28 protein-coding genes are annotated in these 23,060 nt (G+C 42.3%); all 28 read right to left on the bottom strand.

All coding sequences use genetic code 11. From position 1 onward, the window contains the following. Positions 1 to 21: 21 nt before the first annotated feature. Positions 22 to 234 carry a hypothetical protein gene (locus tag AC1M9F_RS03540; protein ID WP_481590983.1) on the bottom strand — a complete coding sequence of 71 codons (213 nt, stop codon included), beginning with the start codon at positions 232 to 234 and terminating at the stop codon, positions 22 to 24. Continuing rightward, a complete protein-coding gene (locus AC1M9F_RS03535; protein ID WP_481597076.1) occupies positions 218 to 676 on the bottom strand; it encodes a hypothetical protein in 459 nt (152 codons plus the stop codon). The genes AC1M9F_RS03540 and AC1M9F_RS03535 overlap by 17 nt, the downstream gene beginning before the upstream one ends. Beyond that, positions 663 to 1,172, bottom strand: coding sequence for a hypothetical protein (locus tag AC1M9F_RS03530; protein ID WP_481597075.1), 510 nt, complete (start codon positions 1,170 to 1,172; stop codon positions 663 to 665). The genes AC1M9F_RS03535 and AC1M9F_RS03530 overlap by 14 nt, the downstream gene beginning before the upstream one ends. Beyond that, positions 1,156 to 1,407: a hypothetical protein gene (locus AC1M9F_RS03525; protein ID WP_481592619.1), complete on the bottom strand. Its 252-nt coding sequence runs from the start codon at positions 1,405 to 1,407 to the stop codon at positions 1,156 to 1,158. Before AC1M9F_RS03525 ends, AC1M9F_RS03530 begins: the two co-directional genes overlap by 17 nt. Positions 1,408 to 1,421: 14 nt before the next feature. Beyond that, positions 1,422 to 1,745: a hypothetical protein gene (locus AC1M9F_RS03520; RefSeq protein ID WP_481590011.1), complete on the bottom strand. Its 324-nt coding sequence runs from the start codon at positions 1,743 to 1,745 to the stop codon at positions 1,422 to 1,424. A gap of 45 nt (positions 1,746 to 1,790) precedes the next feature. Beyond that, a complete protein-coding gene (locus tag AC1M9F_RS03515; protein WP_481597074.1) occupies positions 1,791 to 4,277 on the bottom strand; it encodes a phage tail protein in 2,487 nt (828 codons plus the stop codon). 1 nt (position 4,278) lies between these two features. Next, the gene (locus AC1M9F_RS03510; RefSeq protein WP_481597121.1) at positions 4,279 to 4,695 is read right to left on the bottom strand and encodes an NlpC/P60 family protein; all 417 of its coding nucleotides are present in this window, start codon (positions 4,693 to 4,695) and stop codon (positions 4,279 to 4,281) included. A gap of 1 nt (position 4,696) precedes the next feature. Continuing rightward, complete coding sequence (locus AC1M9F_RS03505; protein ID WP_481597073.1) at positions 4,697 to 7,165, bottom strand: pyocin knob domain-containing protein; 2,469 nt, start codon at positions 7,163 to 7,165, stop codon at positions 4,697 to 4,699. Positions 7,166 to 7,222: 57 nt separating this feature from the next. Then, positions 7,223 to 8,080 (bottom strand): DUF2163 domain-containing protein, encoded by an 858-nt coding sequence (locus tag AC1M9F_RS03500; RefSeq protein WP_481597072.1) that lies wholly within the window; start codon positions 8,078 to 8,080, stop codon positions 7,223 to 7,225. After that, a complete protein-coding gene (locus AC1M9F_RS03495; protein ID WP_481597071.1) occupies positions 8,077 to 8,730 on the bottom strand; it encodes a DUF2460 domain-containing protein in 654 nt (217 codons plus the stop codon). Before AC1M9F_RS03495 ends, AC1M9F_RS03500 begins: the two co-directional genes overlap by 4 nt. A 10-nt stretch (positions 8,731 to 8,740) precedes the next feature. Beyond that, positions 8,741 to 12,436 carry a lytic transglycosylase domain-containing protein gene (locus tag AC1M9F_RS03490; protein WP_481597070.1) on the bottom strand — a complete coding sequence of 1,232 codons (3,696 nt, stop codon included), beginning with the start codon at positions 12,434 to 12,436 and terminating at the stop codon, positions 8,741 to 8,743. A 77-nt stretch (positions 12,437 to 12,513) separates the two neighbouring features. Further along, entirely contained in the window at positions 12,514 to 13,284 is a 771-nt protein-coding gene (locus AC1M9F_RS03485) for a hypothetical protein (protein ID WP_481597069.1), read from the bottom strand. Positions 13,285 to 13,357: 73 nt separating this feature from the next. Then, positions 13,358 to 13,594, bottom strand: coding sequence for a hypothetical protein (locus tag AC1M9F_RS03480; RefSeq protein ID WP_481597120.1), 237 nt, complete (start codon positions 13,592 to 13,594; stop codon positions 13,358 to 13,360). 26 nt (positions 13,595 to 13,620) lie between these two features. Further along, the gene (locus tag AC1M9F_RS03475; RefSeq protein ID WP_481597068.1) at positions 13,621 to 13,941 is read right to left on the bottom strand and encodes a hypothetical protein; all 321 of its coding nucleotides are present in this window, start codon (positions 13,939 to 13,941) and stop codon (positions 13,621 to 13,623) included. Between the two features lie 6 nt (positions 13,942 to 13,947). Next, positions 13,948 to 14,709 carry a hypothetical protein gene (locus tag AC1M9F_RS03470; RefSeq protein WP_481597067.1) on the bottom strand — a complete coding sequence of 254 codons (762 nt, stop codon included), beginning with the start codon at positions 14,707 to 14,709 and terminating at the stop codon, positions 13,948 to 13,950. Between the two features lie 60 nt (positions 14,710 to 14,769). Continuing rightward, complete coding sequence (locus AC1M9F_RS03465) at positions 14,770 to 15,210, bottom strand: hypothetical protein (protein WP_481597066.1); 441 nt, start codon at positions 15,208 to 15,210, stop codon at positions 14,770 to 14,772. Further along, complete coding sequence (locus AC1M9F_RS03460) at positions 15,203 to 15,685, bottom strand: hypothetical protein (RefSeq protein WP_481597065.1); 483 nt, start codon at positions 15,683 to 15,685, stop codon at positions 15,203 to 15,205. The genes AC1M9F_RS03465 and AC1M9F_RS03460 overlap by 8 nt, the downstream gene beginning before the upstream one ends. A 7-nt stretch (positions 15,686 to 15,692) precedes the next feature. Then, on the bottom strand, positions 15,693 to 15,881 hold the full coding sequence (locus AC1M9F_RS03455) for a hypothetical protein (protein ID WP_481597064.1): 189 nt from the start codon (positions 15,879 to 15,881) through the stop codon (positions 15,693 to 15,695). A gap of 9 nt (positions 15,882 to 15,890) precedes the next feature. Further along, the gene (locus tag AC1M9F_RS03450; RefSeq protein WP_481597063.1) at positions 15,891 to 16,274 is read right to left on the bottom strand and encodes a DUF4054 domain-containing protein; all 384 of its coding nucleotides are present in this window, start codon (positions 16,272 to 16,274) and stop codon (positions 15,891 to 15,893) included. An 8-nt stretch (positions 16,275 to 16,282) separates the two neighbouring features. Further along, a complete protein-coding gene (locus AC1M9F_RS03445) occupies positions 16,283 to 16,669 on the bottom strand; it encodes a hypothetical protein (RefSeq protein ID WP_481597062.1) in 387 nt (128 codons plus the stop codon). A gap of 13 nt (positions 16,670 to 16,682) precedes the next feature. Beyond that, positions 16,683 to 17,678 carry a DUF2184 domain-containing protein gene (locus AC1M9F_RS03440; RefSeq protein ID WP_481597061.1) on the bottom strand — a complete coding sequence of 332 codons (996 nt, stop codon included), beginning with the start codon at positions 17,676 to 17,678 and terminating at the stop codon, positions 16,683 to 16,685. Positions 17,679 to 17,684: 6 nt separating this feature from the next. Then, positions 17,685 to 18,155, bottom strand: coding sequence for a structural cement protein Gp24 (locus AC1M9F_RS03435; protein WP_481597060.1), 471 nt, complete (start codon positions 18,153 to 18,155; stop codon positions 17,685 to 17,687). Positions 18,156 to 18,169: 14 nt separating this feature from the next. Continuing rightward, positions 18,170 to 19,354, bottom strand: a complete 1,185-nt coding sequence (locus tag AC1M9F_RS03430) for a DUF2213 domain-containing protein (protein WP_481597059.1) — start codon at positions 19,352 to 19,354, stop codon at positions 18,170 to 18,172. A 3-nt stretch (positions 19,355 to 19,357) separates the two neighbouring features. Further along, a complete protein-coding gene (locus tag AC1M9F_RS03425) occupies positions 19,358 to 19,702 on the bottom strand; it encodes a hypothetical protein (RefSeq protein ID WP_481597058.1) in 345 nt (114 codons plus the stop codon). A gap of 60 nt (positions 19,703 to 19,762) precedes the next feature. After that, positions 19,763 to 19,954: a hypothetical protein gene (locus AC1M9F_RS03420; RefSeq protein ID WP_138742969.1), complete on the bottom strand. Its 192-nt coding sequence runs from the start codon at positions 19,952 to 19,954 to the stop codon at positions 19,763 to 19,765. A gap of 167 nt (positions 19,955 to 20,121) precedes the next feature. Next, positions 20,122 to 20,880, bottom strand: a complete 759-nt coding sequence (locus tag AC1M9F_RS03415) for a phosphoribosyltransferase (RefSeq protein ID WP_481597057.1) — start codon at positions 20,878 to 20,880, stop codon at positions 20,122 to 20,124. Between the two features lie 36 nt (positions 20,881 to 20,916). Then, the gene (locus tag AC1M9F_RS03410; protein ID WP_481597056.1) at positions 20,917 to 21,726 is read right to left on the bottom strand and encodes a phage head morphogenesis protein; all 810 of its coding nucleotides are present in this window, start codon (positions 21,724 to 21,726) and stop codon (positions 20,917 to 20,919) included. After that, complete coding sequence (locus AC1M9F_RS03405) at positions 21,701 to 23,059, bottom strand: DUF1073 domain-containing protein (RefSeq protein WP_481597055.1); 1,359 nt, start codon at positions 23,057 to 23,059, stop codon at positions 21,701 to 21,703. Before AC1M9F_RS03405 ends, AC1M9F_RS03410 begins: the two co-directional genes overlap by 26 nt. Position 23,060 lies beyond the last annotated feature (1 nt).

Genomic DNA, 23,060 nt, shown 5'->3' with positions numbered 1-23,060 from the left:
TAAAAAACCACCCAGAGGTGGCTATACATTAAATGGGTTATAGTCCCATTCAGTAAATTCAGATATTGGCTTTTTATATTCCAAAATCCATTGATCAGGTGGTGGTAATGCTACCCATTGCTGAAAATTAAAAACAAACCAAGTTCCGTTTTCTTCTTTAAGATAATAATGTTCGCCAATTTGACTGCGATAATAATCTGAAAAAAACTGGGTACCTTCAGGCGGCAAGTGCATACTGATCTCCTATATACGGCTTACCAATAGCTATAAATTGAACAATCGCCCCAACTGCATTGGTTAGAACCATAGCTGCCAGCAATCCAGCAGCATTCGCGGTTTTTGCTCTACCACGTGCACGCGTAGTTGTAATACTTGATGGGAATAGGCAAGCAAATGCAGCATTCCCGACAGCAGTATTTGTTTCGGGATTTAAAGCAAATCCTGTGATGAATATTTTGGGTGGTTCAGCAAATATGTTTTCAGGAATGTTGATTGTAAAGAAAGCATCCGATTCGTCTGCCACAACCTCACCTTCGTAAACAACTCTAGGCCCACCACTCGAAGACTTAAGAACATTACCTACCCGATTCCAATCAACATATAGTTGATTGTTATGCAGAATAAAGTCATCCGAAAATTCTTCAAGCTCAGGTACTTTTACTTCACTCGGAAACAATATCGTGTTGTTCTGGCTCATAAGGTAAAATCCACCCTTTAATATCACCTTTTAAATTTCTCAAGGCGACCGTAAACATACTTTTAATCAATGCACGTACATCAGCTTCACTCATAAATTGAGTCAAATCAATTCGCACTTGATCACCTGCAGTATCAGTGAGCACTAACACCTTTCCCTCAACCACACCACCATTTACGTGGACATCAGTCATAAATGCTGAAAAATTTAATTCTGTCGTTTGACCAAGCTCATTAACATAAGTGATAAAACGTGCACCTGACTCTGCATCGACTCTTGAAGAGAGAGCTGTTAATGTTTGATTAGCTTTAATAGCATTAATCAATAATTGCGATTCAAAACTTAAGGCAATGGTTCCGTTTGGCTTGATATGAATAGATTCATTATCGACATTTACTTGCAGTTGATTATTCGCATTGATTGCTAGGCTCGGATGCAGATCATCCTTTAGTAAAATATCAAGTATCTGAACCATATATATTCCCTGCTAAATCTCTGAACAAAATTCTATTTTCATTAATTTTTTGATCAATTCGATCATCAACCTCATCTAAAGTTAGTCCAGGATCGCCTTTGGGTCCTTGACGACCAGCTTCATTTACTTGAACGACTTTGATGGGCATTTTCGCAACTATTGCTTTATTTGATGTGCTGACTGTCACCTTAAGCGCTGAATTTTTCACAATGACTTTCTGTGTGTTTTGACTCATAGAAATACCCTCCATTAAGAGATTCTTTCATCAACAATCCATTTGCTTACACCTTTGTCTGGCATAGGAAATACATGACCATCTTTCAAATAAAAGTAGACATCCCAAACATGTTCTCCTATAGGCCAATCATCAGTAGGACCTGTTTCTATAATGAGTCGACCAGGTGTTTCCTCATCAATGGAAATGATGAGTTCTGCAATAACCTCACGACTAATATTTCGTATCTTGCTGCGGATCTCAGTCACATCACTAAAGTCATATGGTGTGCCATCACTATTATTAACGTCTAATGGAATAGGCTTATTCGTACCCTGTTTAATCACGATATCTCGCAATTGATTACCCCTTTAAAAATGAAACCACCCGAAGGTGGTTTGTGATTAATCCGCAGTGGCTTGTGTGATTCGTGTTGAATAGTTCCACGAGGTCGGCTTCCATACGTCCCGTGCAGCAACACGAACATAATATGTTGTCGTTGATTGCAAGCCAGTAATCGTGCAAGCATTTTCGGTACCCGTCCAACGTGCTGCCGTTGTATCAGGATCAAAGTTCGCATTGGTACTGATCCACACTTGGTAATCTTTCAGATCAGGCACTTCACTTGGAATCCAAGTCACTGTGATCGAATCTGCAGTTGCCGATGTGTACACGTTCAACAATTGTGGTGGCACTGGATTACTGATATTCAGTTCAGCATAAGTGCTGATAATCGAACCGTTTTTACTTGCAACACGCACTGTATAAGCACGTTGAATACCGTCGATTTTCGCTTCATCCATACTGTATGAATAATCGGTATTCGTCGTTTCAACTGTGCGAAGCAATACACCATTCGACCAAATCTGAACAATATAACCTGTCGCGCCAGCTGCACTTTGCCATTGCACTTTAAAGCTCGTTCCTTCAAATGCAGATTGAAGCGATAAACCTTTCACACCTGCAGGACGACCACCATTGATGGTGTAACTGTATGCCGTCACTTCATCTAAGGATTCTTCTTTTTGCTCAAGACCATTGAAGCTTGTGAACTTCAGATAAATCTGCTTACCAACCATATTTGAGTTGAAGTCATATTCAAAAATGGCTCGGTCAATACGAACAAATGATTCACCTGCATTATGTGTACTTGCATCATCAAAACGGCCACGAAGCATGCCACTTAATGTATAACGCCCTGATCCATCCAAGGTTGCATCGATATAATTGATATATTCATCACCAACTTTACACAGTGTTGCATCAACTTCAGCATCTTCTAGCGTACCTCCAAAGATTTGAGATGATGTATTCAATTGCACTTGCATCGATGTGTCATCCGCATCAATGGCTGAAACTAATGTACCGTAACGTGCAGAGCCATAGATGGTGCCGATCATTTCATAAGTCGTGTTGTCTATACTTGCCCAGACGTTACAACCACCCCAATTAATACCACCAGATGCAGCTACCCAGATTTGATTTTTACCATCGGTTAATTCTAAAGGAGGCTCAAAAATTGCCGGTGCATTGACGTTGCCTGGTTCCTCATTCCCACCTTGGTACCCATTCGATGATTGCAGATCATACTCAACTGCTGAACGAGATCCGACTGCTAACTCTTCAGCGGTAATCGAAAGTACACCCTCTTCATCTTCTTCAACACGAATGATCCGTACTGGAAACTGATTTAAACCCAAGGATTTATCTGTAATGGTCACAATATCCATCGGTTCAAGTCGGCAGTACTTCCATCCTAATTCAAACTCATATTCATTTCGAACATACAGTTTTCGCTGTAACAGCAATTGCACCGCATGACGAGCAATTTTCGGCTCACAGAAAAAGTCGAACTTAACTGGATCTTGTGTACGCAGACCGAACATTTCGATATTAGCTTGGTCCTTGGCTTCAACTGTTTCAGTGTTGTACTGGTTAAACCGATTCACGTACTCAATCTGGCAATGGTTGTATGCATCGGTATCACGGCTTCGACGTACACGTACTGGTTGATCTTCTCCCAAGAAATCGTCATCTGTTAAGTGATAAACCGGTTCAAGATTTGGCGTAAATGTCACACCATTTCCTGTCACTGCACTGTCACCGTATGAACGGATTTTTAAACCGTCTGGACTTGGTACCACTGCACAATTCACTGCTTCAACAATTTCATTGATGATCTCGAATGCTTCACGCTGTTCAGTTAAAGCAGGACTGATCAACAAATTGGTGGCTGCACAATAGGTTCGAAATTCAGATAAATCTGCCATATTCAGACTAGGTGCTGCACCATACCGTGGATTGGTAATGAAGTCTTCAATTACATCTGCAGGATTGGCATCTTGAATCGTTTCTGAGAATGTAATATCGCTAATTACTTCAAAATTATGATTCGATAAGCTGGCGCTACCGCCCAGATCGTAGTTGGCACAGGCAACATAACCGAGAAATGGATAGTGCAATGCCTGATCAGGATGCTTTGATGGGAGATAACCCCAGACGGGATTATGATCACCATCAAACAGTTCAAAACCTAGTTGATCAATTGGCTTGAGCTGCACACCACCCTCAGTTTTCGTGACAATCTGCTCTTTGTCACGCCAAATAATGCCAATGTCTTTGATCTTGTTTTCACAAAGCCCAAGCATGAAAGACGCGCTATAGGTATAAGTCGTGTTTTTAGTTTTTACACCACCACCTTTACCGCCCTGCTTTGTCGTTGTTGTGTGCGCTGTGGCGGTAAAATCCCCATACCAGAACATATTGGCAGCAACACGGTTTTTGCCGTAAACCAAAGGTTGGCAAAGACCATAAGCAGATTGTTGAATCCGCATTGAATTGATCCGCTTGTCAGATGTGCTGACGGTACCACCACCAAAAACACCACCCATTTTATAGCCCTCTTAAACGATAAAACCCGGCAATTCGCCGGGCTAAACTTCCTTTGGTTCCATCTTGGAGGATGACCCCCTGATGGATATATGAGTGAATGATCGTTGGCCACTCAACGACAATTGCAGCATGACTGATGCATTTGCCAAAATGATACAGAACAATGTCACCAGGCTGCGGCTCAGTCACTTGATCACAAAATTTCTGAATGTGTTCAAGATAGCGCTGCCCCATCTGGTGCATATGCCAGTCAGGTGGATAAGGACCCGGATCGTAATGATCAATTAGCCCCACTGCTTCATAGACTTCACAAAGCAAAGTGGCACAATCCACACCCACACCTTTGATACGCCCTTGGTGATGGTAGGGCGTGCCGAGCCATGTGAGTGCTTCTTGTACTGCAAGTTGGTTTTTCATTTTAAAAACTCGATTTACTGTAGACGCACCAGTTATAAAGTGGCATACCATCAACAATCGACGGAATTGCGTCTTGATCGCGCAATTGACCACGAGGTTTTCCTGCTTCAACAAATGTTGGATAAGGATTTTCATGTCCGATTAATCCATAACCGACATAGCCCGCTGTCAAGCTTTCGCTCACAGTTAAAGTAATTTTATTACCATTTTTTACTTTATTAGTGATTGTTAGCTTTACTCCCGAGCTGTTGTGTACAGTTAAGCCCCAATTTTCATCTTTAGCTGTCACAGTTGTATCAACAGTCAAAGAACCAACTGGTGTGTAAAAATTTACTTCGAGCGTATTGTTATTGATCTTTACGACTGACTCGATTTGGGTTGGCTTAAACTTTTTGCCGATAACATTCAAATTTAATGCTTTGCCAAAATACTCTCCATTTTTATAGTGGCCTGTGTCAGTTAGATGCGTAAAATCAGGGTTTATTGGTAGCGTGTATGGTGCATTCACTAATATGAAATTTTCGTCCTCATTTGAAAGTTCAAGCATAGCTAGTGAACTTTTATACGCTTCACCACTCCAGCTGATCGGCTGAGACATAATCATCTTCACATCTGCAAGCTGCCCAGTAATCGCTTTGATGTCTGCGTTAAGTTGAGAATAGAAAGCGACTAAACTTGATTTATAAGTTGAACTATTTGCATCATTTTCACCGTGAACCCAATTAATCGCAGGAACAAATACTTTGAGTCCTTTGCTATTTGCGATTGCTACAGCTCTAGTTAAACCCGTTATCAAGTTTGTATACGGAACAGTTCCAACTGTTAACCCGGATAAACCAGTTCCACCTTTAGCACTTGTCCACGTTAGAATTTTTGGTCTAAATCCTAAATTTTTTGCACAATCAATCGCTAGCTTTCTGCAAGCACCTTCAGTCACTGTTGCAACTTGTTTCAGTGAATTTTGAATCGTTTTCATCGGCGCAAAATCAGTTAATGTTGCACCATCGACTGTGTTGTTTTCAGTCTGATTGTAGTCAAGCCTGATATCTTTATTTTTGAACATTAATAAAGATGATGCAAAAGTAATGTCATCTGTCATGATTTCAGTTCGATCAACATTTCCAACACTCCCCGTTGCACCGATTGCGTTAGATTGCCCGTAACTCGGGATGACAGTTAATAGATTTGGCGCTGAATAAAAATACGTGTTTTTATAACAGTTGAGTGCAACAGGGGTTTTTGAAATGCGTGTAACCAAGTCAGTTACAGCTAGAGCACAAGCTCCATTATTATCCAGACTCAAAAATTGTCTTGGTGAAATATCACAAACAAATGAATCTGTATCCGCTCGCACAGCCTTCAATTTCCCTGATTCTAGATACAGATAATCGAAAGTCTCTATTGTAGAAATTTGATTACTTTTTAATGAACCTACATTATCTTTCAAAATATTTAGTTCATTACGCAAAGCTGAAACCGTTGATTCAGTCGCTATTTTCTGCCAAGTTGTCCATGTGATACTGTCTGTTGGTGTGGTACGCAATCCAGATCGATGGTATGAATTATTATTCACATCATGTACTTCTTGCATAACACTGTAGCCATCCGAATGAGTTTTGTATACTTTTAACGCAAACGGTACAGTTGTCGGGCTATTTATAGACGCTGCTGCAATACCATTTGAACGCACATAATAAATACCGTCATTTTCGTAAGTATTTAAGTCAGGTGCAGTGGAAACTACTGTTGGACTATTAAATTTATTTGCAGGAATGTCAGTCTTTTTCGCAACTTGATGCCATTTATTTGCTTCGCTTGTTGGGCTAACTGTAGAGTTAAGATTTCTAAAATATAACTCCTGTCCTGTCAAATAAAACTGTACAGCATAATCCCCAGAATTTCCGATCAGGCGTGTAATTAACGTACCTGCCGCTGTTGTTGGTGTTAATCCTGTTGGCAAATTTGTGCTAGACAAAGCAATAGTATGCGATATGTTGCACAAATCAATATTTCCACGAATAGCATTTGCATCGAATTGTTCTGATACTATTCGCTTTTCAACTGTCTTTTCATTGATTTTTAATGATATAGAACTATTTACACCATCGTCAGTCGCTATTTTCTGCCAAGTTGTCCATGTGATAATGCCTGTTGGTGTAGTACGCAATCCAGATCGATGGTATGAATTATTATTCACATCATGTACTTCTTGCATAACACTGTAGCCATCCGAATGAGTTTTGTATACTTCTAACACAAACGGCACAGTTGTCGGACTATTTATAGACGCTGCTGCAACGGCATTTGATCGTGCATAGTAAAAACCATCTGTTTCATAAGTATTTAAGTCGGGAGCTTCGGAGACGATATTTTTACCGAACGCATTCTCAGCAACTTGTGCAAGCATCTCACGCATCTGAGCGTTAGTTTTCGTACGATCCCGAAATTCGGTAGGACTTGGTAAAGACATTTTCTTACCCCATAAAAAAACCCAGCGATTGCTGGGTATGGATTAATACAAATTTGGTTAAACGGCTGTTTCTGGTACCGGTATAAATGGCGCACCACGAAAACGGCTGAAATTATTAAAACGATTTTGACAAGTTTCCAAACGCTTATCACATCCTGGATAAACCTTGATTCGTTGCCCGGACTGCGGTGTTTCCAACAATGGCAAAGTCAATAACAAAGCACCTGATTCATGCATGCGAATCGTCCGTTTCAGACCTGCATTACCACCGTCCAAGAATTCAATTACGCCTTGCGTAAACCAACCCTGTGGCTGATTCACCTGGCATAAAATTCGAGCGTTCGTGCTGCCTGATTCAATCGTCGTTTGCACTATGAAGTTCTGACGCAACAAACCGCATGCCGTATCAAATAGCGTATTCGTACAACTTGGCTGATACAGATTTCTTGGCATTTGCACGTTCAGCTCATCGAGATCCGAAGCAACGCTCGCTTGAATTGAATTTCTGTCTAGGTCAGGTTCAATGATTCGACCTTCAAAAAGCTTGATGGTGCCGGCACTGGTGTCCGTTGGTGTATTCATATCCATAAAAATACGCTCTAACTTAAATCGAGCACCATCAAGCTGACCGTTATGAAACGCTTTAACAACATTGATGCCGTTCCATTCATTATCATCAATACAATCAATACTGATCGACAAATTATCAACTTCAATACCGAGTGACAGACTAATTCCTTCACGGCTGATGATCGGACCACTCGAACTATATGTTTGACCTGCAACAGTCAAATCAAAGTCATAATTCGTATATCGGAATTCATCACCTTGTACAGTTGTGATCGTATACAGATCAGCCATCACAAACTGATCAGCATCAAGCAATTCGATTAATTTTGCAGAAGCAGCTCTCATACTTTATTTCCTAGAGATCCAACGAGATCAACTCTTTTTGCATTCCAAAGTTTATGCATGAAATTCGTAAACTGTTGTTCATCATCAGCAAATCGACAGCGGTAGTAATATGTTCCATCGACTTCAAACTTAAAGCCTCCATCAATTGGTTTGGATAACGTGATCTTTCCATCTTTTGAAATAATTGCAGTTGTATCATCCCAGAACAGATCATCGTCGTTCTCACTCCAAAATTGCTGATTGTCGTTATCATTCCAAAATGTTGGATCCACTTCAAAAACTGTTTCAGCTTTTGTATGAGCCAAAGGTATCACGGATGTATGCATCTGCTTATACAGTTGGAAGCTTGTCGTACTACCATCACCACTGTAAGAGCATGTGTAATCACAATCATCAGGCATCTTGAAAAGAAAGGAATCGAATGCACCACGGCGTTCTAAAAAGAAGCTTTCCAGTTGCTGTAGTTCATTCTTTCCTTTTGATTCACGCAGAAAAGCAAATGACATTGAGATTTCATATTTGGGAATGGCTTGATAACTTGCGCGAAGTTCCCGACCATTCACAGAAGTCATAATTTTGGTATTAAAAATGGGAGTTTTTGACAACTCCCATTCAAGACCAGGTAATTCAGGAAATAATACATCAGACACGAAAACCTCCTTAGGTACCGAAATTACGGCGATGGCCCTTTAATCCACTAGCCAATTCACGACCATGCTTTTCAAAGAAACGCTTTACGTCACGTGAGTCAAAGGCTTGAATTGAGAAATGGTTACTCACTTGCTGACTTGGAGTTTGAGGTGTGCCAAAGCCTCCATCTGCACTTAGTGACTTACCTAAGGCACGAATCGTATTCGCGTGCTGTTTAGGTAAAACCATTTCTTCTTCGTGAAGTTGTGTCATAGGGTTTACACCTGCAGGAATATCGTAACCACCACGGGCTGATGCCACTTTTCCCACAATTGCAGATACACCTGCAAATGCGGCAATACCAGCAGCCACACCCAATGCAGGACCTACGATTGGAATTGACGAAAGCGCCGCCCAAGCACCAGCCATAGCCTCCCAAGCTGACATCATGATTGACTTTAAGACTTCCATGAGCTTTAAACCTAAACGAGCTATTACACCTGTTGAAGTTGCAGCGGTTTTCATGCCTTCACCAGCTACCACGGCGCCAGTTTGTGCAGCTTGCCCAGCCACTTCAGCCGCCGTCTCTGATTTGATATACCCTAATTTAATCGCCATACGAGTTGCTAAACTTGCAGCGTATTTTTTTAGTGGTTCACTAATCATGCTTTGAATAAATGCCCCTGCCAGTTCTGTAAAAATGGCATTCATGGCATTTTTCCAAGTTAGCGTGCCATTCATCATGGACTGAATGCCTTTATCCCATAGACCAGACATTCGTGACGTTAGATTCCCAAACTTATCTTCAAAGTCTTTCATTTGGGCATCAGAAATCATGCCTGGTACTTGGATATCAGACACCGATCTTTGATGATCTAATGCACTGATTTCATTGGTTACGCCACTTACCCCAGAACTATTCCCAGTGAGTTGACTTAGCTCTTGTTCAAGATCTAGGCGCTCCTGCAATCCAATACGCTTGATGGCATACAACTGTTCTTCAAGTTGCTTTGCAAGACGTACCTTTTCAGCATTATTGATTCTTCCAGCATCAAGATCAGCATCTAAACGTGCCATTTCTAGCTCGAATATTTGCTGAGACAAAATCATTTTGCCTTGAAGCTCTTCCTCATGAAGCGCCTTGAGTTTTTCAAGCTGCTCAATACTAATAGCTTTGATTTTGTCAGCGGCTTCCTGCTCAGCTTTGATTGAAAAAGCTTTCTTTTCTTCTGCTGACAATATAGAAGAATCAATGTTACTTAGTTCTTGCTTAAGATCTAAAACAACCTGCTTGCTTTCAACTGCATATTTATACTGCAGTGCTAGCATTTCCTTTTCAGCTTCTTCAGCTTTGCGGATTTGTTCTTGAAGTGATTTATCAAAATCTGAAGATTCAGTCCCTGCTTCTACACCGTTAACGCCAGCCATGTAACCCTTGACGTTTTTCACGTACTGGCGATTAATTGGACCAATACCGGTACCACGATCAACATTCCCTTCACCTGCATGATAAGCAGAAATAGCCTTGTTGATATCACCATACTTATCTAGCAAGAAACGCATGTATTTGGCTGCGCCTTCAGCAGCTTGTTTTGTGTCGAATGGATCAGATACGCCAAAGCGCTTGGCGGTCATATCCAGCATTTGAAAGTTGCCTTTCGCCGTGCCGTATTTAGTCTGAACGCCTTCAACATTTCGACCCTTAGTCTCTTGCATGTTAAGAGCTGATAGCATGCCACTCGGCAAGCCATACTTGGCTTCAAATCCTGAATAGTTAAACTTTTCAGCATTAGCTTTTACACGTGCATTGACCTGCAAGATCTGTTGCTGTTTTTCAAGCTCCTTGGTTTGACGTTTTTGAGTCTCCTCAGCTTTCTTTTCAGCCTCCTCACGCGCTTCAGCTGCTTGTTTACGCTTCCAGTCCGCTTCTTCAGCCTGTTTAACAGCTTCAGGCATTGCACCGTCTTTAGCGGTGTATCCCATACCTGCCTTATCACGAGCATCTGCCATATGCTCAGCACGCTCACGCGACACACCACCAACTTTCATGTTGTGTTGAATATAGCGTTCTCGTTCAGAATGTTTGTTAGATTCACGAACATACTCCATCTGCTTTGCAGTCAAATTGGCTAATGCATTTGCTTTATCGTTGATGGAATTGGTGTGTTCTTTATTATCCTTAGTACCTTGTGTCACAACTTGGTTATAAGTCTTTAGAACACCCTGAGCATCAATGACTGCTTTACGCTCTTTATTAACGGCAGCAGCTTTCTCATCAATTCCAGCCTTATGTTTAGACTCAACTGTTCGTAGGTTATTAATACCTGTGGCTAGTTGATCTGCATTCAGCTTGCCTTGAATATATTGATCGTGGAGCTCTTTAGCTGCTTTTTTATCAGCATCTGATGCATCGGAATGATTAACAACCGCACGCACCAAGCCAAGTAATGCAATTTCCTGTTTACGGAAACCTTGCTCAGCTTTGGATAGGTCTGCCGTGGCTTGTCGCGTCAATACACGCTGTTGAGCCTTATCAAGCTTTTCATATTCCTCACGAAGTTGAGCAACTGTTTTACCTTGTGTGCTTAAAGCAGGTAGAGCTTCATCACTGCTTCGTTTCATGTAAAGAAATGCAGCACCTGCCGCTACACCTTGAAGTGCTAACATACCTAAGCCAGCAGGTCCACCAAGCAATGCGGATGCGCTTCGCAGTACACCCATCGCCGTAGCGGTACGCATTGCCTGTCCTTGAAGCGCAGACAATTGCATTTGATAAGCCATGCCTTGGGCAACACCAATCACAAACTCTTTAGCTAATACGGCGCATTGAACAACCAATTTAGCTGAAATAGCAGCACCTAAAGCGATGACCACAGCTTTGATGTTGTCAAAGTTCTGCGCAATAGCAGTCACTGCAGGCGTTACTGTATTGATCAGCATTGCCTGAAAGCCTTGGAACTGAAGCTCTAGTGTGTAAAGGTTTTCTTTAGCCTTACCGAGGTTGTCCACCATATCCTTAGACATGATAGCGCCAGCATTCTTGGCTTCTTCACCCCATTTTTTAAAGCCTGCACCGCCGTCTTTGAGTAGTGGAATAAGCAAACTGCCATCATTGACGATCTGCTCCATGTAGGTGATGGTTTCAGCGTGCGATAAATTGGCTTTTTCCAATCCATCGTAATATGCCTGGATAACTTCTGGTCCACTTAAATCTTTGAACATATCGATGGTCACACCAATTTTAGGTGCGATCTTTTCAAAGAAGTCCATCATTTCGCCTTCACCACGGCGTGCTTCACCTAGCCGATCTAGCGCGTCCTTACCCATCATGCCGAACTGTTCTAATGACAATCCAGCTGTTTGAGCACCTTTGGCAAAGTATTGGAGGTCTTCTACCGATTCACCCAGCATGTCAGACATTTTCTGAACTTCTGAAGCGGTGCTAATTGCATTGCGAGTGAAACTGACCAATCCATCTACAGCTAAGGCAGAACCAATACCAGCAGCAATTTTTTTACCTAGGCCCAGCATCTGCGTTGAGATATTACTTGAGAGATTATCAAAGGTCTTTTGTACACCAGACACGTCAATCTGAAAGTCCACTTTTTTACCTGTGACTTCAATCTCCTGCGCCGTATCTTTGACAATACTTTCAGCTTCATTCATGCCTTTTTTAAGTTCGGAAGTCTTCGCACCAACGTGCACTTCCACTCGATTGTTGCTCATAATTCCTCTCTTACAGGCATAAAAAAACCGCCGTGAGGCGGTTCTTTAAAATCTATGGATAATCAGAATTTTTATCTTTAATTTTTCGTACCCAAGAATAAAACTGCATTATCTCGGCTACTTGTTTCAGTCACTGCATATAAAGTTTTGTTAGCTGAATCATAATAAGCCACACCCTCAACTGACTGTCCTGCCAGATAGCAAGGTGAATAACCAAAAACTAAATCAACATTGTAGTAAGGTTCATTTTCTTCAGCTGCTATTTTCCCTGAGAACGTACAGCCACTTTGTCCTTTACCTGAAATCACACCCGTATTTGAAATTGTTAAGGTTGCTTCTTCAATACCTTCAACTATCGCTGATTGACCTATATAAGATCCTGCGATTGTCGTGAGATTGGATACCGAGTTATTTAATTCAGCATCATATAAAGTGTCAAATGTAACCTGATTTGAAGGCGTATAAGTGATCGTTCCATTTAGGCTCTTTTTAGTTTCAAAAGTACCATCAATAGATGTGTCGTAAACTGCACTGCCACCAAAATAAAAGTCTTTCCCTTTATTCGCTTTTACTGTGTTATCAGAAACAGTTAAGTCACCAGTCATGAAGCCAGTAATTCCGTTAGAATAAGGTGGTGTATATAAAAACCAGAATTTATTATTTTTATCCACCAATCCAACTACATTCTGTTCTTGATTGGTCTTTCCAGTATAAATACCTGAGACTTCAGCCTTAGACACTGGTGGGTTGTTACCATCATTATTGGAAGATGAAGAATCACCCCCACCACCTCCACCACAAGCAGCCAAAGTGAAAGCTAAAAAACTCACCCCTAATACTTTTTTCATGGTTATATCCAAGTTGTTATAAAGTTCCCGCGAACTTTAACCAACTCAAATACTTTAATCAATCAGGGCGGCCTTAGCCACCCTGAGGAAAGTTCTGCAGATCCGCAAACAAATCATCTTCATCATCGCTTTGAGCATCTTCTGAACCAGTACTGTCTTCAATCCCCATAAATGCCTCAAGGATCCGACACAGACGCTGAATGCCAACATGGCTGGGAGGACACTGCTTTTGATACGCATTCAATGCTTTGACTCTTGGAAAATCCAATTCATTACGCACATAGTCGTAATCCTTGCCCAATGTAAGCACCAAATGCGTGTACAGCTCCTCCCAGTCTATTCCCCCGAATCAGTGGCCTGCTCGTCTTCACCTGTATAAACTAGACCAGAAGCCCCCATGACCGTATCAAATACGGCGTTCACGTGACCAATATCAAGTAGTTCATCAGCAATAAATTCGCGGGTAATGTCAGGATAGTTACGCTTTAAAGAGCTATGTGCTACATCTGCCACTAAAGCAAATTCACTTGGATCAAAGGTTTTAAGCTTCGGCATCAGCTTTTCAGCAGTACCTAAGGACAACGGCGCAAAAATCCAAATCTGGCCATTTATTTTAAGCGGATTACCACGTGGGTTTTCGACCTGGTTAAATTGCATTTGGTATTACTCCGAAGTAGTCCATTTGAAGACACGGCCTAAATCATCGGCCATTGGCTGGAATTCAAACTCAGGTAGATCGTAATCATCCTGTTTTGAACTGAATGCAAGCTTATTGCTGACACAGCGGAAGAATTCAATACCAAAGAATTTACCCTTGTAGTCACGCATCAGATCAACACTGAATTCAGGCGTATAACCCATATCCAAGTTGCTTACGACACCTGATTTGGCACCTGCCACCGTAGCTGTGTATTTAAAGCTGATAAATACCGTTTTACCCACATCGGCAGATGCAAAGGTATAAACACCTGTCGCTTCATCCACACTGTATTGACCTGCAACCGGTGCACTCGCCACACGCTTTAATGGAATAGCTTTGGCATCAGTCACGCCTAAATCTTTCAAGAATGTACCGCTGTTCGGAACGACTGGTGTTACAGATGCTGCAACGACTTCACCATTGATGGTTTGAGCGACTGCAGTAATACCACCTTCAGTGACCACGCCACCAAAGAAAATGGAATTCAACAATGCGCCGTTGATGCGACCCATTGTCGCTTTACACTTAATCGAACCCTTACCGCGTGCGGCATCTACGGCGAACTGACCACGGCCAAAGAGTTCTTTCAAGTCATAGCTGATATCAACTGACGTTGACTGCAGTACGCCCACTTCAACGGGTGTGCCATTGGTGATTGGATTACCGTGCACATCCTGTAATGGTGTGGCAAAGATTTTACCGGCACCAAATAAATATTGAGCCATATCGACCTCTTAAAAATGAGAAAACCGCCGTATTGGCGGTCATGGAATTTATAAATTGCTTTAGGTAGTGGTAAGGATCCGAATCGGAATGATGGCAATCCCTTGGTCATCGAGCATGTTTTCCACTGCTTCAAAAACTTCGATGGTGCCCTCAATCCAGCAATGTTCGACCAATCCCCCTAAGGTTTGGTATTCGCAGATGTCAGGATGATCAGGCGCAAGCTTGGCACGTACTTGATCAATCATCTGATTTAACTGCACGCTCGGCGGTATCGATGGATCTGATTCATGAATGTAAACGTATACTTCTGCTTCAAGTTCAACCTTGGCATCCAAGCCTTTCACTGGTGCTTCGGTTTGATTGCCTTGCGTCACAAATAACGCTGGACGCTGTTCGGGAGTAACATGGTTAAAATGCTTCAAGCGTCGACTGGTGGTTTTAATCCCATCAATACATGAAAGTCGGTCAAACAATGCCTGGTAAATGGCTTCACTATTCACTGCTCAATCCCCTTTCTATTGCTGCATCAATATTCTTCGGCACGATCTTCGCCACTTCAACCAATGAATCACGCATAAAACGGCGTTCTTTCATATCCACTTTACGTGAATGGGCTTTGATCATGATTTGACCAGGTGTAATCGGCTGACCAAAGACTTTCTTGATCATCCGAAGATGCGCCTTAATGGCCATCGCACCTTTAAGCCCAAATTCATGAGCAAAGGCATACGGTACCAAAGCACCACCTGCACCGACTGTACCCTCGATCCAGTCCTTATCCTCTTCCACCTTAGATGAAACGGATCCTCTTAAACGTCCAGATTGCACATTCAGACGCTGACCTGTCAGCATATCTTCCTGAATAGTTCGCTGAAGTTTAAGTGTGAGTGCATTTACCGTGCGCCGTATTTCAGCACGTACACGTTCATTGACCTCGTTAAAATCAACAGCAGCATCAACACGGTAATCACTCATACATCACCTACTTTGAAGCAGTTTCCTTTTTAGGTTCTGCTTTGGTTTCAACCGCACGTTTAAAACTATGCGGTGCCAGAATGTGTGCAATATCGGTATCCGACTCAATCACACCTTTTTCAACCTTGTATGTGGTGCCTGCAATTTCAAGCGAAGTCGCTTTAAAGTTTTCAGGCGCTTGATACTTAAATGACATGCCTTGCTCCTAAACAACGAAAACACCAACACCGATACGATTGGGATTGGTTCCATCATTGCCAATTGGAATTGAATTTTTTAATGCCAGGTAACGCTGACCATAAATACTTTGGTTATAAAATGCATCGGTACCCGAACGTGAAAAACTCACACTCTGACCTGCAATAGTCATACTTGATGCATCTGAAAAGCTGTTACCAGACTTTGATTTGTGTGCAACTCTGAGAATATGTGCTGCATATAGACCCACAGCACGTTCTTTCAGATCACCAAATTCAAGCGCCGTTACAACAAGACCAGCTTCTTCTAATGCATCGGCAATTTCAGCATCAGAAGTATTTAATAATGTTGTGTCGTACTTAAACTTTAATTTAAAAGCTTGTGGGTCCATAGTTCACCTTATTCAGTGGCTTGAGCAAGTTTTTCTTGCAGCTGTTCAAGGGTTTCATCGTCAGCAAAGGTGATTTCAAGATCAGTCAGCGCTTTACGCACGTCATCAATCATGAGCTCAGCAGGTTTAGATTCATCCTTGCCTTTACCTTCATCAGTTTTACCTGATTGAGAGCCTTTGCCACGACCTGAAGTAGGTTTTGAATCACCGACTTCTGCAACTTCTTCAACAGCAAGCTCACCTGCATCAATCAGGTGCTTGGCAAACTTATTTTTTTGAAGTGCTTTGTGCTGAGTAGCTTCAATCACTACGGCGATGCCTTTAGGTAAAGTCACCAGGCCTGCAAAAACAAAAGCGGCACTAGAGCCGCTGTAAGTGTATGAATATTTAGCCATGTGGTTTTAATCCTTATGCATGGTCAAGGTAACGAAGTGAATCAACACGCTTCAGCCAAACACCTTGGTATTTGTAGTGGCCTGGCACAAGTACATCCAGTCCTTTCGGTTGCGCCGTCAGGAACTCAACGCTGTTGCCTTTGAATTGAATACATGATGGATCACGGCGATAGATGATCGAACGGTCAGCACCAGCGGTACCTTTACCATTGCCACGACCAGAACCACGAATAGTTAATGTTTTGCCTTGAGTGGTGAAGATGTTGTTTTCTTCAATGTACTTCAGGAATGTTTTACCACCTGAATCTGGCACGACACGTGTCGATAAGTGAGTGTACTGCGCTGATGCCATTAAGTAAGTGTCAGGCTCAATTGAAGAATCACCATCAAACAAATCTGACGAATCAGCCAATGAGTTATTGAAGTCGGATAAAACCTCTTCAATGGTCGCCGTAGCCCAATCATGCTGACCAGTCACGATGGTCACGCCTGTTTGGTTCAAGAAGCCATTCACCTGTTCAAGCTGCCCACTGGCATTTGCTTTGGTGTAACCGTACCAAGCCACATTAGACATGTGCTTTTCAGCAGCCAAGTTTGCAGCCTGAACTTTGTCCGCTTCAAGCGTGAGGTTCATTTGCTGAGCGGTCGCCAATTCAACCACTGAATATTGGTAGCCAATCACACCCACTTTCACTGGTAGGCTTACAGTATCGTATTCAACTTCTGCAAGCGGAATATCATCACCAGTACCAGCATAATCTTCGCCGATACCCACACCTTTTTTACGAGACAGGATTTCACCACCACCATAAACCGCATTTACATTGGTCACTGGGATGAACTTGGCGTAGTCAAGGACCTGTGCAAGCTGTGGTGTAATTTCGTTTTGTTCTTCGATCTTTACGAAGAGCTGTGCCAATGCATCCATGTTGAACGCATCGCCTACTTGTGCCTGAATGGCATGTGAAATCGGCGTTAAACGCGCTTTCATTTTTGCTAATTTGCTCATGTGTTATTAAGCTCCACGAAGATTAAGAAGGGCTAAACCATCGGCACCTGTCACGGTTTCCCATGCTGCACCTGGTAATTCGGTGCCATCGGTTGATACTGATGAAAGCGAACCCAACGGCGCTAAGGTCGTACCATTGGCGGTTTTCACATAAACCTTGGCAGTGATGTCTGTTACCGGTGCGGTAGGCTTGACCCAAATTGCACCTTCAAACATCACAGGCAACATATCAGCCGCTTTATAGGCTTCTTTACCAGCCGCCGTTTTGCCTGTCTTACCAACGCCGTGGCGTACCACCACACCAAAGTGTGTAGGTGCAGCACCTGACACAGCCGTTACTGATTTGCCGTCAGTCGTGCGGACAACTACGTCACCGTCATTGACTAAAGTCAGACCTGAAAGCGGTAATGACAGTACAACTTCTTTGGCAGTTAAACGGCCACGCTGACCGACTACCGCATTTAATTGCTGAACCATGATTCAAGTTCCCCTTAAATTGTTTTGTATGCAGCAGACTTGTCATAACCCTTATTTTCTTTAGGGTCTTGACCTTGGTTTTGCTGTTGTTGCTGTTGATGTAATGCATCACCGACTGCATTGCCTGGTGTGGTCGACTTCACTGCTGACAGTGCGCGGAATACCGTGTCGATCTGCTCAGGTTTAGCATCACCCACGGCGACACCACCAAGTACAGCGGTCACCAATGTGTCACCTGCTTTAGCTGCAATCACATCACGTTTGATTTGCTCACATGAACAGCCTTCAGTTTTGATACCTGGTACTAAGGCAACGGCGTCCGCAACCACTGACGCACGTTCAGCCACGACCTGATCAAGCTTTTCCGGTGTGATTTGGTTTTTTTCAAGATCACCGACTTTTTGCTTCAGTTCTGCATTTTCCGTCTGCAAGGTATCAACCACTGCTTGTACAGCTGGCAATTCATCACCGATAGCAAATTGTTTATCACCAACTTTGAGTTTTGCTGCTTTTAAGTTTTCAAGCTGGTCTTCTTGTTGCTTTACAGCATCAGCTAGCGCTTGGTTGTCACCAATCTCAAAGCGAATACCGTTTACTTTAATTTCCATCTTCTTCCCCTTTGGGTTTGGTTTATGGTCACCGACGCGACAATCACCGCCACAGCGACCGTATTTCACCAGCGCCACGTGATTGCCTTTAAAATTAATAAATTTGGCTTGATACGGCGTACCATCTGGTGCCGTTCCTTGTTCAATGACAAGATCAGCCGCATAGCCCAATGAGATCTCAACACGCTCATTGTTTTGGATTAAACCGATACTGTTCTGGTCTTTAATGATCAGATCACCGACCAAGAATTCACCCTCTTGGCGCACATTGAAACATTCGCCAATGTGGTATTCCTTCCAGTTGGAAGCATTGATTTCATTCTTAGGTGGGTGATAGTCCGTTGCATCTACACCTTGAAGACTATTGATGACTTCAGGCTTAAATAGATCCTCAGCTGCCACATAGACATTGATAACCTGATCCGCTGAATAACCTTCCAAATTTGGAAATTCATAAGCGTAATACTGACGAACTTGCGGTGCTTTGGCCAAACGTACATTGACGCATTTCAGATACCCTTCTTGAGTAAATGAGCGTGTACTATCGCTTGGTGCAAAATCACCAATTTTGAGTTGGTAAATGAGTTTCATGAGTTAATGACTCAGCTTTTGTAAGATTCCGCATAATAGAAGTGCACAAGCTACGATTGCTGCCATGTGTAATAAGCATTGACCAAACAATCCTGAGTAATTATTTGGCTCAGTTACTTCAATTTTTTTCAAAGGTAGAGGTGGCACAAATTCAGGTTTAGGCTCAGGCTGTTTTGCTGAATTTTGGGCATTAAAAAAGAGCCCATCGGCTCTTAATCTTTTCATTACTCGACTCACATCCTGATGATTCAATGCTTCAATATGAAAATTACAGCTGGTCACCCTATTTTTGTTTTGAGCTTCCAAACGGCGATAAAAACGCTCCTTGGAAAATTTCTTTTTACGCATGACATCACCTTTCTGTGGGCAATAAAAAACCCACCGAAGTGGGTCAATGATCAGCATTGTTCAAGGCTTAAGATACACTCGGATTGAGTGGCCACCTCGAGCAGCATTATAACTATGTTCAACATCACGCACGGTACCTGAAACTTCGTCGCCGTGTTCTGTTGTACCGGTAAATATTTCACCAATTCGAGGTACAACGTCCAAATCCGCATCCATTGCTAAATGATCATGATTAATAATTTCAACTTGCATAAGAAAATTCCTATCTAATGAGAATCAACTTTATGAAAGTTATAAAATTTAATCAATCAGCACATTTCACATAGATAATAAAAAAGCCACATTGAGAGTGGCTTTTGTTTTTCATAAAGCTTATAGGTTATTTACTTAAAGCATTTTTGCTTTGTGCAACTAATGCTCTAGCCTCTTTCATGGCTGCTTTGAAATCCTGCCGCAATGAGACGATTTCTGATTTCGTCAAGGCTATTGGGCTTCTTGAAGTGCCCGAGCTCACCTTGCGTGAGATATTCGATTGGGAAACCAAATTCATTTTTCCACCACTCAGAAAGTTCAGGATGTTTGTTGCGAATAAAATTTAATGTTTTATCTAATGGGACAAGATCTAAATCTCGATAACCTGTTAGAGTAACTCCTAGTATAACCTTTCCACCATTAGATTCAATATGTCCTTTTAAGGCAGCCAATGTACCACCCATCGAAACAGTATCATCTATGATAACGTAGTTTCTACCCACCTCAACGTGTCCATCAAACATTGGCTGGCGTACTATTCGCTCATACGCATTTGCATCAGTATGGTTTGCCTTAACTGTTTGAACAATATCATCACAAACTTCAAGACCTAAATCACCACCAATAATCTCTGCAAAAACAGCAGGAATTCTATTTTTGCCTAAATGCTCTTGAGCTAGAACAGGAACAAGTATTGGATTATGTTCAAGTATTAAAGCACCTATATCTAAAATGTCTTCAGATGTTAAAACATGCTCTACAAGCAATTCATAAGCAGCTAAAACATTACCACCTTTAGCTTGTAAGTATAGCTCTTCAGATGCTTTCCTTAGTGTGCCAGAGGGATATAGTACTTTGATTTTTGGGAAATCACCCCAAGGTGTTCGTACAAAATTAATAACTATATTCCTGTAAGAAATATTCAATACTGTTATTTTAAGCGCTTGAAAATCAAAAACAACTCAATCAATCAAAATATCCTCATAATTCGGCAACGCTGTGCATCGACATCCAATCTTTTGACCAGGATGACCTCCCTTTGGCGGTGTATCCCATCGAAAGGTTTTACCATGATGGCTTCGGCATAACGGACGAACCTTTTCATCCTTTGATGTTAAATAATCGTAAGTCGTTACACCTAAAGACGTCTGACGCTTCTTATTGATAGCACCGTTGATCTTACCCATCTGATCGGCTGCAATCAGTCGTGCACGATTGTCTGTGCTATGACCGAGTTTTTTTATTTCCTGAGCCAGTTCCTGATTAGTTTGCCCTGTCTGCAAGGCATTCATCACCAATGCTTCAAGCTTATCGGTATATTGACTTGGAATAGACTTAATCAGCGAAACGTTTGCAGCAATCTGATTATCGATTTCATCCTGAATATCAGCGCCACGGAAAAACGGCGTAAGGTCCACACCAAGAATGGTCTTGGTATGACTAGCAATCTGCTTATCAACATCCTTGCTGGTATCCATAACCACTTTAGTGGCCAAAGATACCGACACTTCCATGGTGTACTTCACCATCTTTTCACGTAACGCCGTGAATAGGTCTGTCACCCAGCTATCACCAATGTTGTGACCTACCGTAGGTAAAACTAAATCTTTGGTTTGGTCTTGGCAATATTTGGAGATTTCCAAAAGCTGACGTGTATAAAACAACTCAACACGGCGATTGGCCTTGACCGCCTTAGGCTTAGCCTTGCGACCTTTCTTGCGTTTCTTGATCTGCTGAAGCTGAGGCTTAAGGATCTGTATGATCGTCGTCATTTGGCTTCACCATGGTTTCCAGCAATTTGATGTGTTTTTCATCAATGACTGAATAAACGCCGTCGATATTAAGCTGACGAGCGATCTGCGGTTCAGTGATGATGCCCATATTGAGATACTTCTCATCGCGCTCAGCATTGGCTTTTTCCACTTCCGCACGGACTTTCGCATCTAATTGCCAAAGCGGATTAAATACCACATCCAATTCAGGAAATTGACGTCCGAACGTAGACTGACAGATCACGGCGAGGAACTTCATCAAGATCGGCTTGAGGTCCCATTCCTGCTTAGTGGCAATCGAGTCATAATAATTACGAGTGTCATGCTCACCAGTGGCATTCATACCTGCAGGTGATTGGCCAAACAGAATCGTATAAGGGATATCTGCCGCGCCTGCTGTCTGGACTGAGAATTCACGCATCATGTCAGGCAAGCCGCCGAAACTATACGTTTTTGATTCGTACTTTTCTTCAGCATCAAGGACTAACATACCGTTTAGGCTTTTCATCAGCCCCACAGACATGAAACGTTCCATGACGCCTTTCATATCCTCTCTAATCTTATCGACCAAGTTCGGCGTTTGAATGACATCAATCTTTGATTCATGAATAAGGCTAGCAGATCCACGCTTCACGCTGGCATGATCCAGCAGATCCTCATAGACTTCTTGCAGAATGCTTTGTGGCTCTTCATTCACCACATCAGCATGAGCAATGCGAATTAGACGAGTATGGTGAATGCGCTTTTTCGCTTCATTCCCCATTTTCATTTCGTAAAATTCAGGCTGTTTTAGCAATCCACAGCATGCCGACGGCGGTAAATAACTTTTTTTATCCGCCGTGATATATTTCTTTTTCACGACTGTGAAGAATTCCAAACGACCTTGGCCGAGTTTTGAAATATCTAAAGGTTGGTCTAAGGCAGCGCCGTCAGCCGTTCCAAGCAGGATATACACAACGCCGTAGAGGCGAGAAAGGATTAAGCCCGATAAAAGCACATGCTCTAAGTGAAACGCCTTACACGCTTCTTCAAGGCGTTTTAAATCATCACCTTGAATGCCTTCATAGAACCATCCAGCACGCAGCATGTCAGATGCAGGACGATTGACAATACGGCGTGCAAGCCAATTCTGATACACCGCTTCAAGTTGATCATCGTCAATGTCTTTACGGACAAACTTGCCACCTGTGGCTTTGTCACGCTCGGTACCAATATTGGATACCAAGTTTGTATATGCACCAGCATCACCAATAGCGTTTATTGCCTGTTTTACTGCGTCAGCTACAAGCGTTTTAATTTTACCGCCTGTATCAGACTTTTTATCTTTAGCCATA

The sequence above is a fragment of the Acinetobacter sp. ANC_7504 genome (assembly GCF_056779995.1).
Note: the sequence above shows the minus strand (reverse complement) of the source record. Positions and strands in the feature narration are given on the sequence as shown.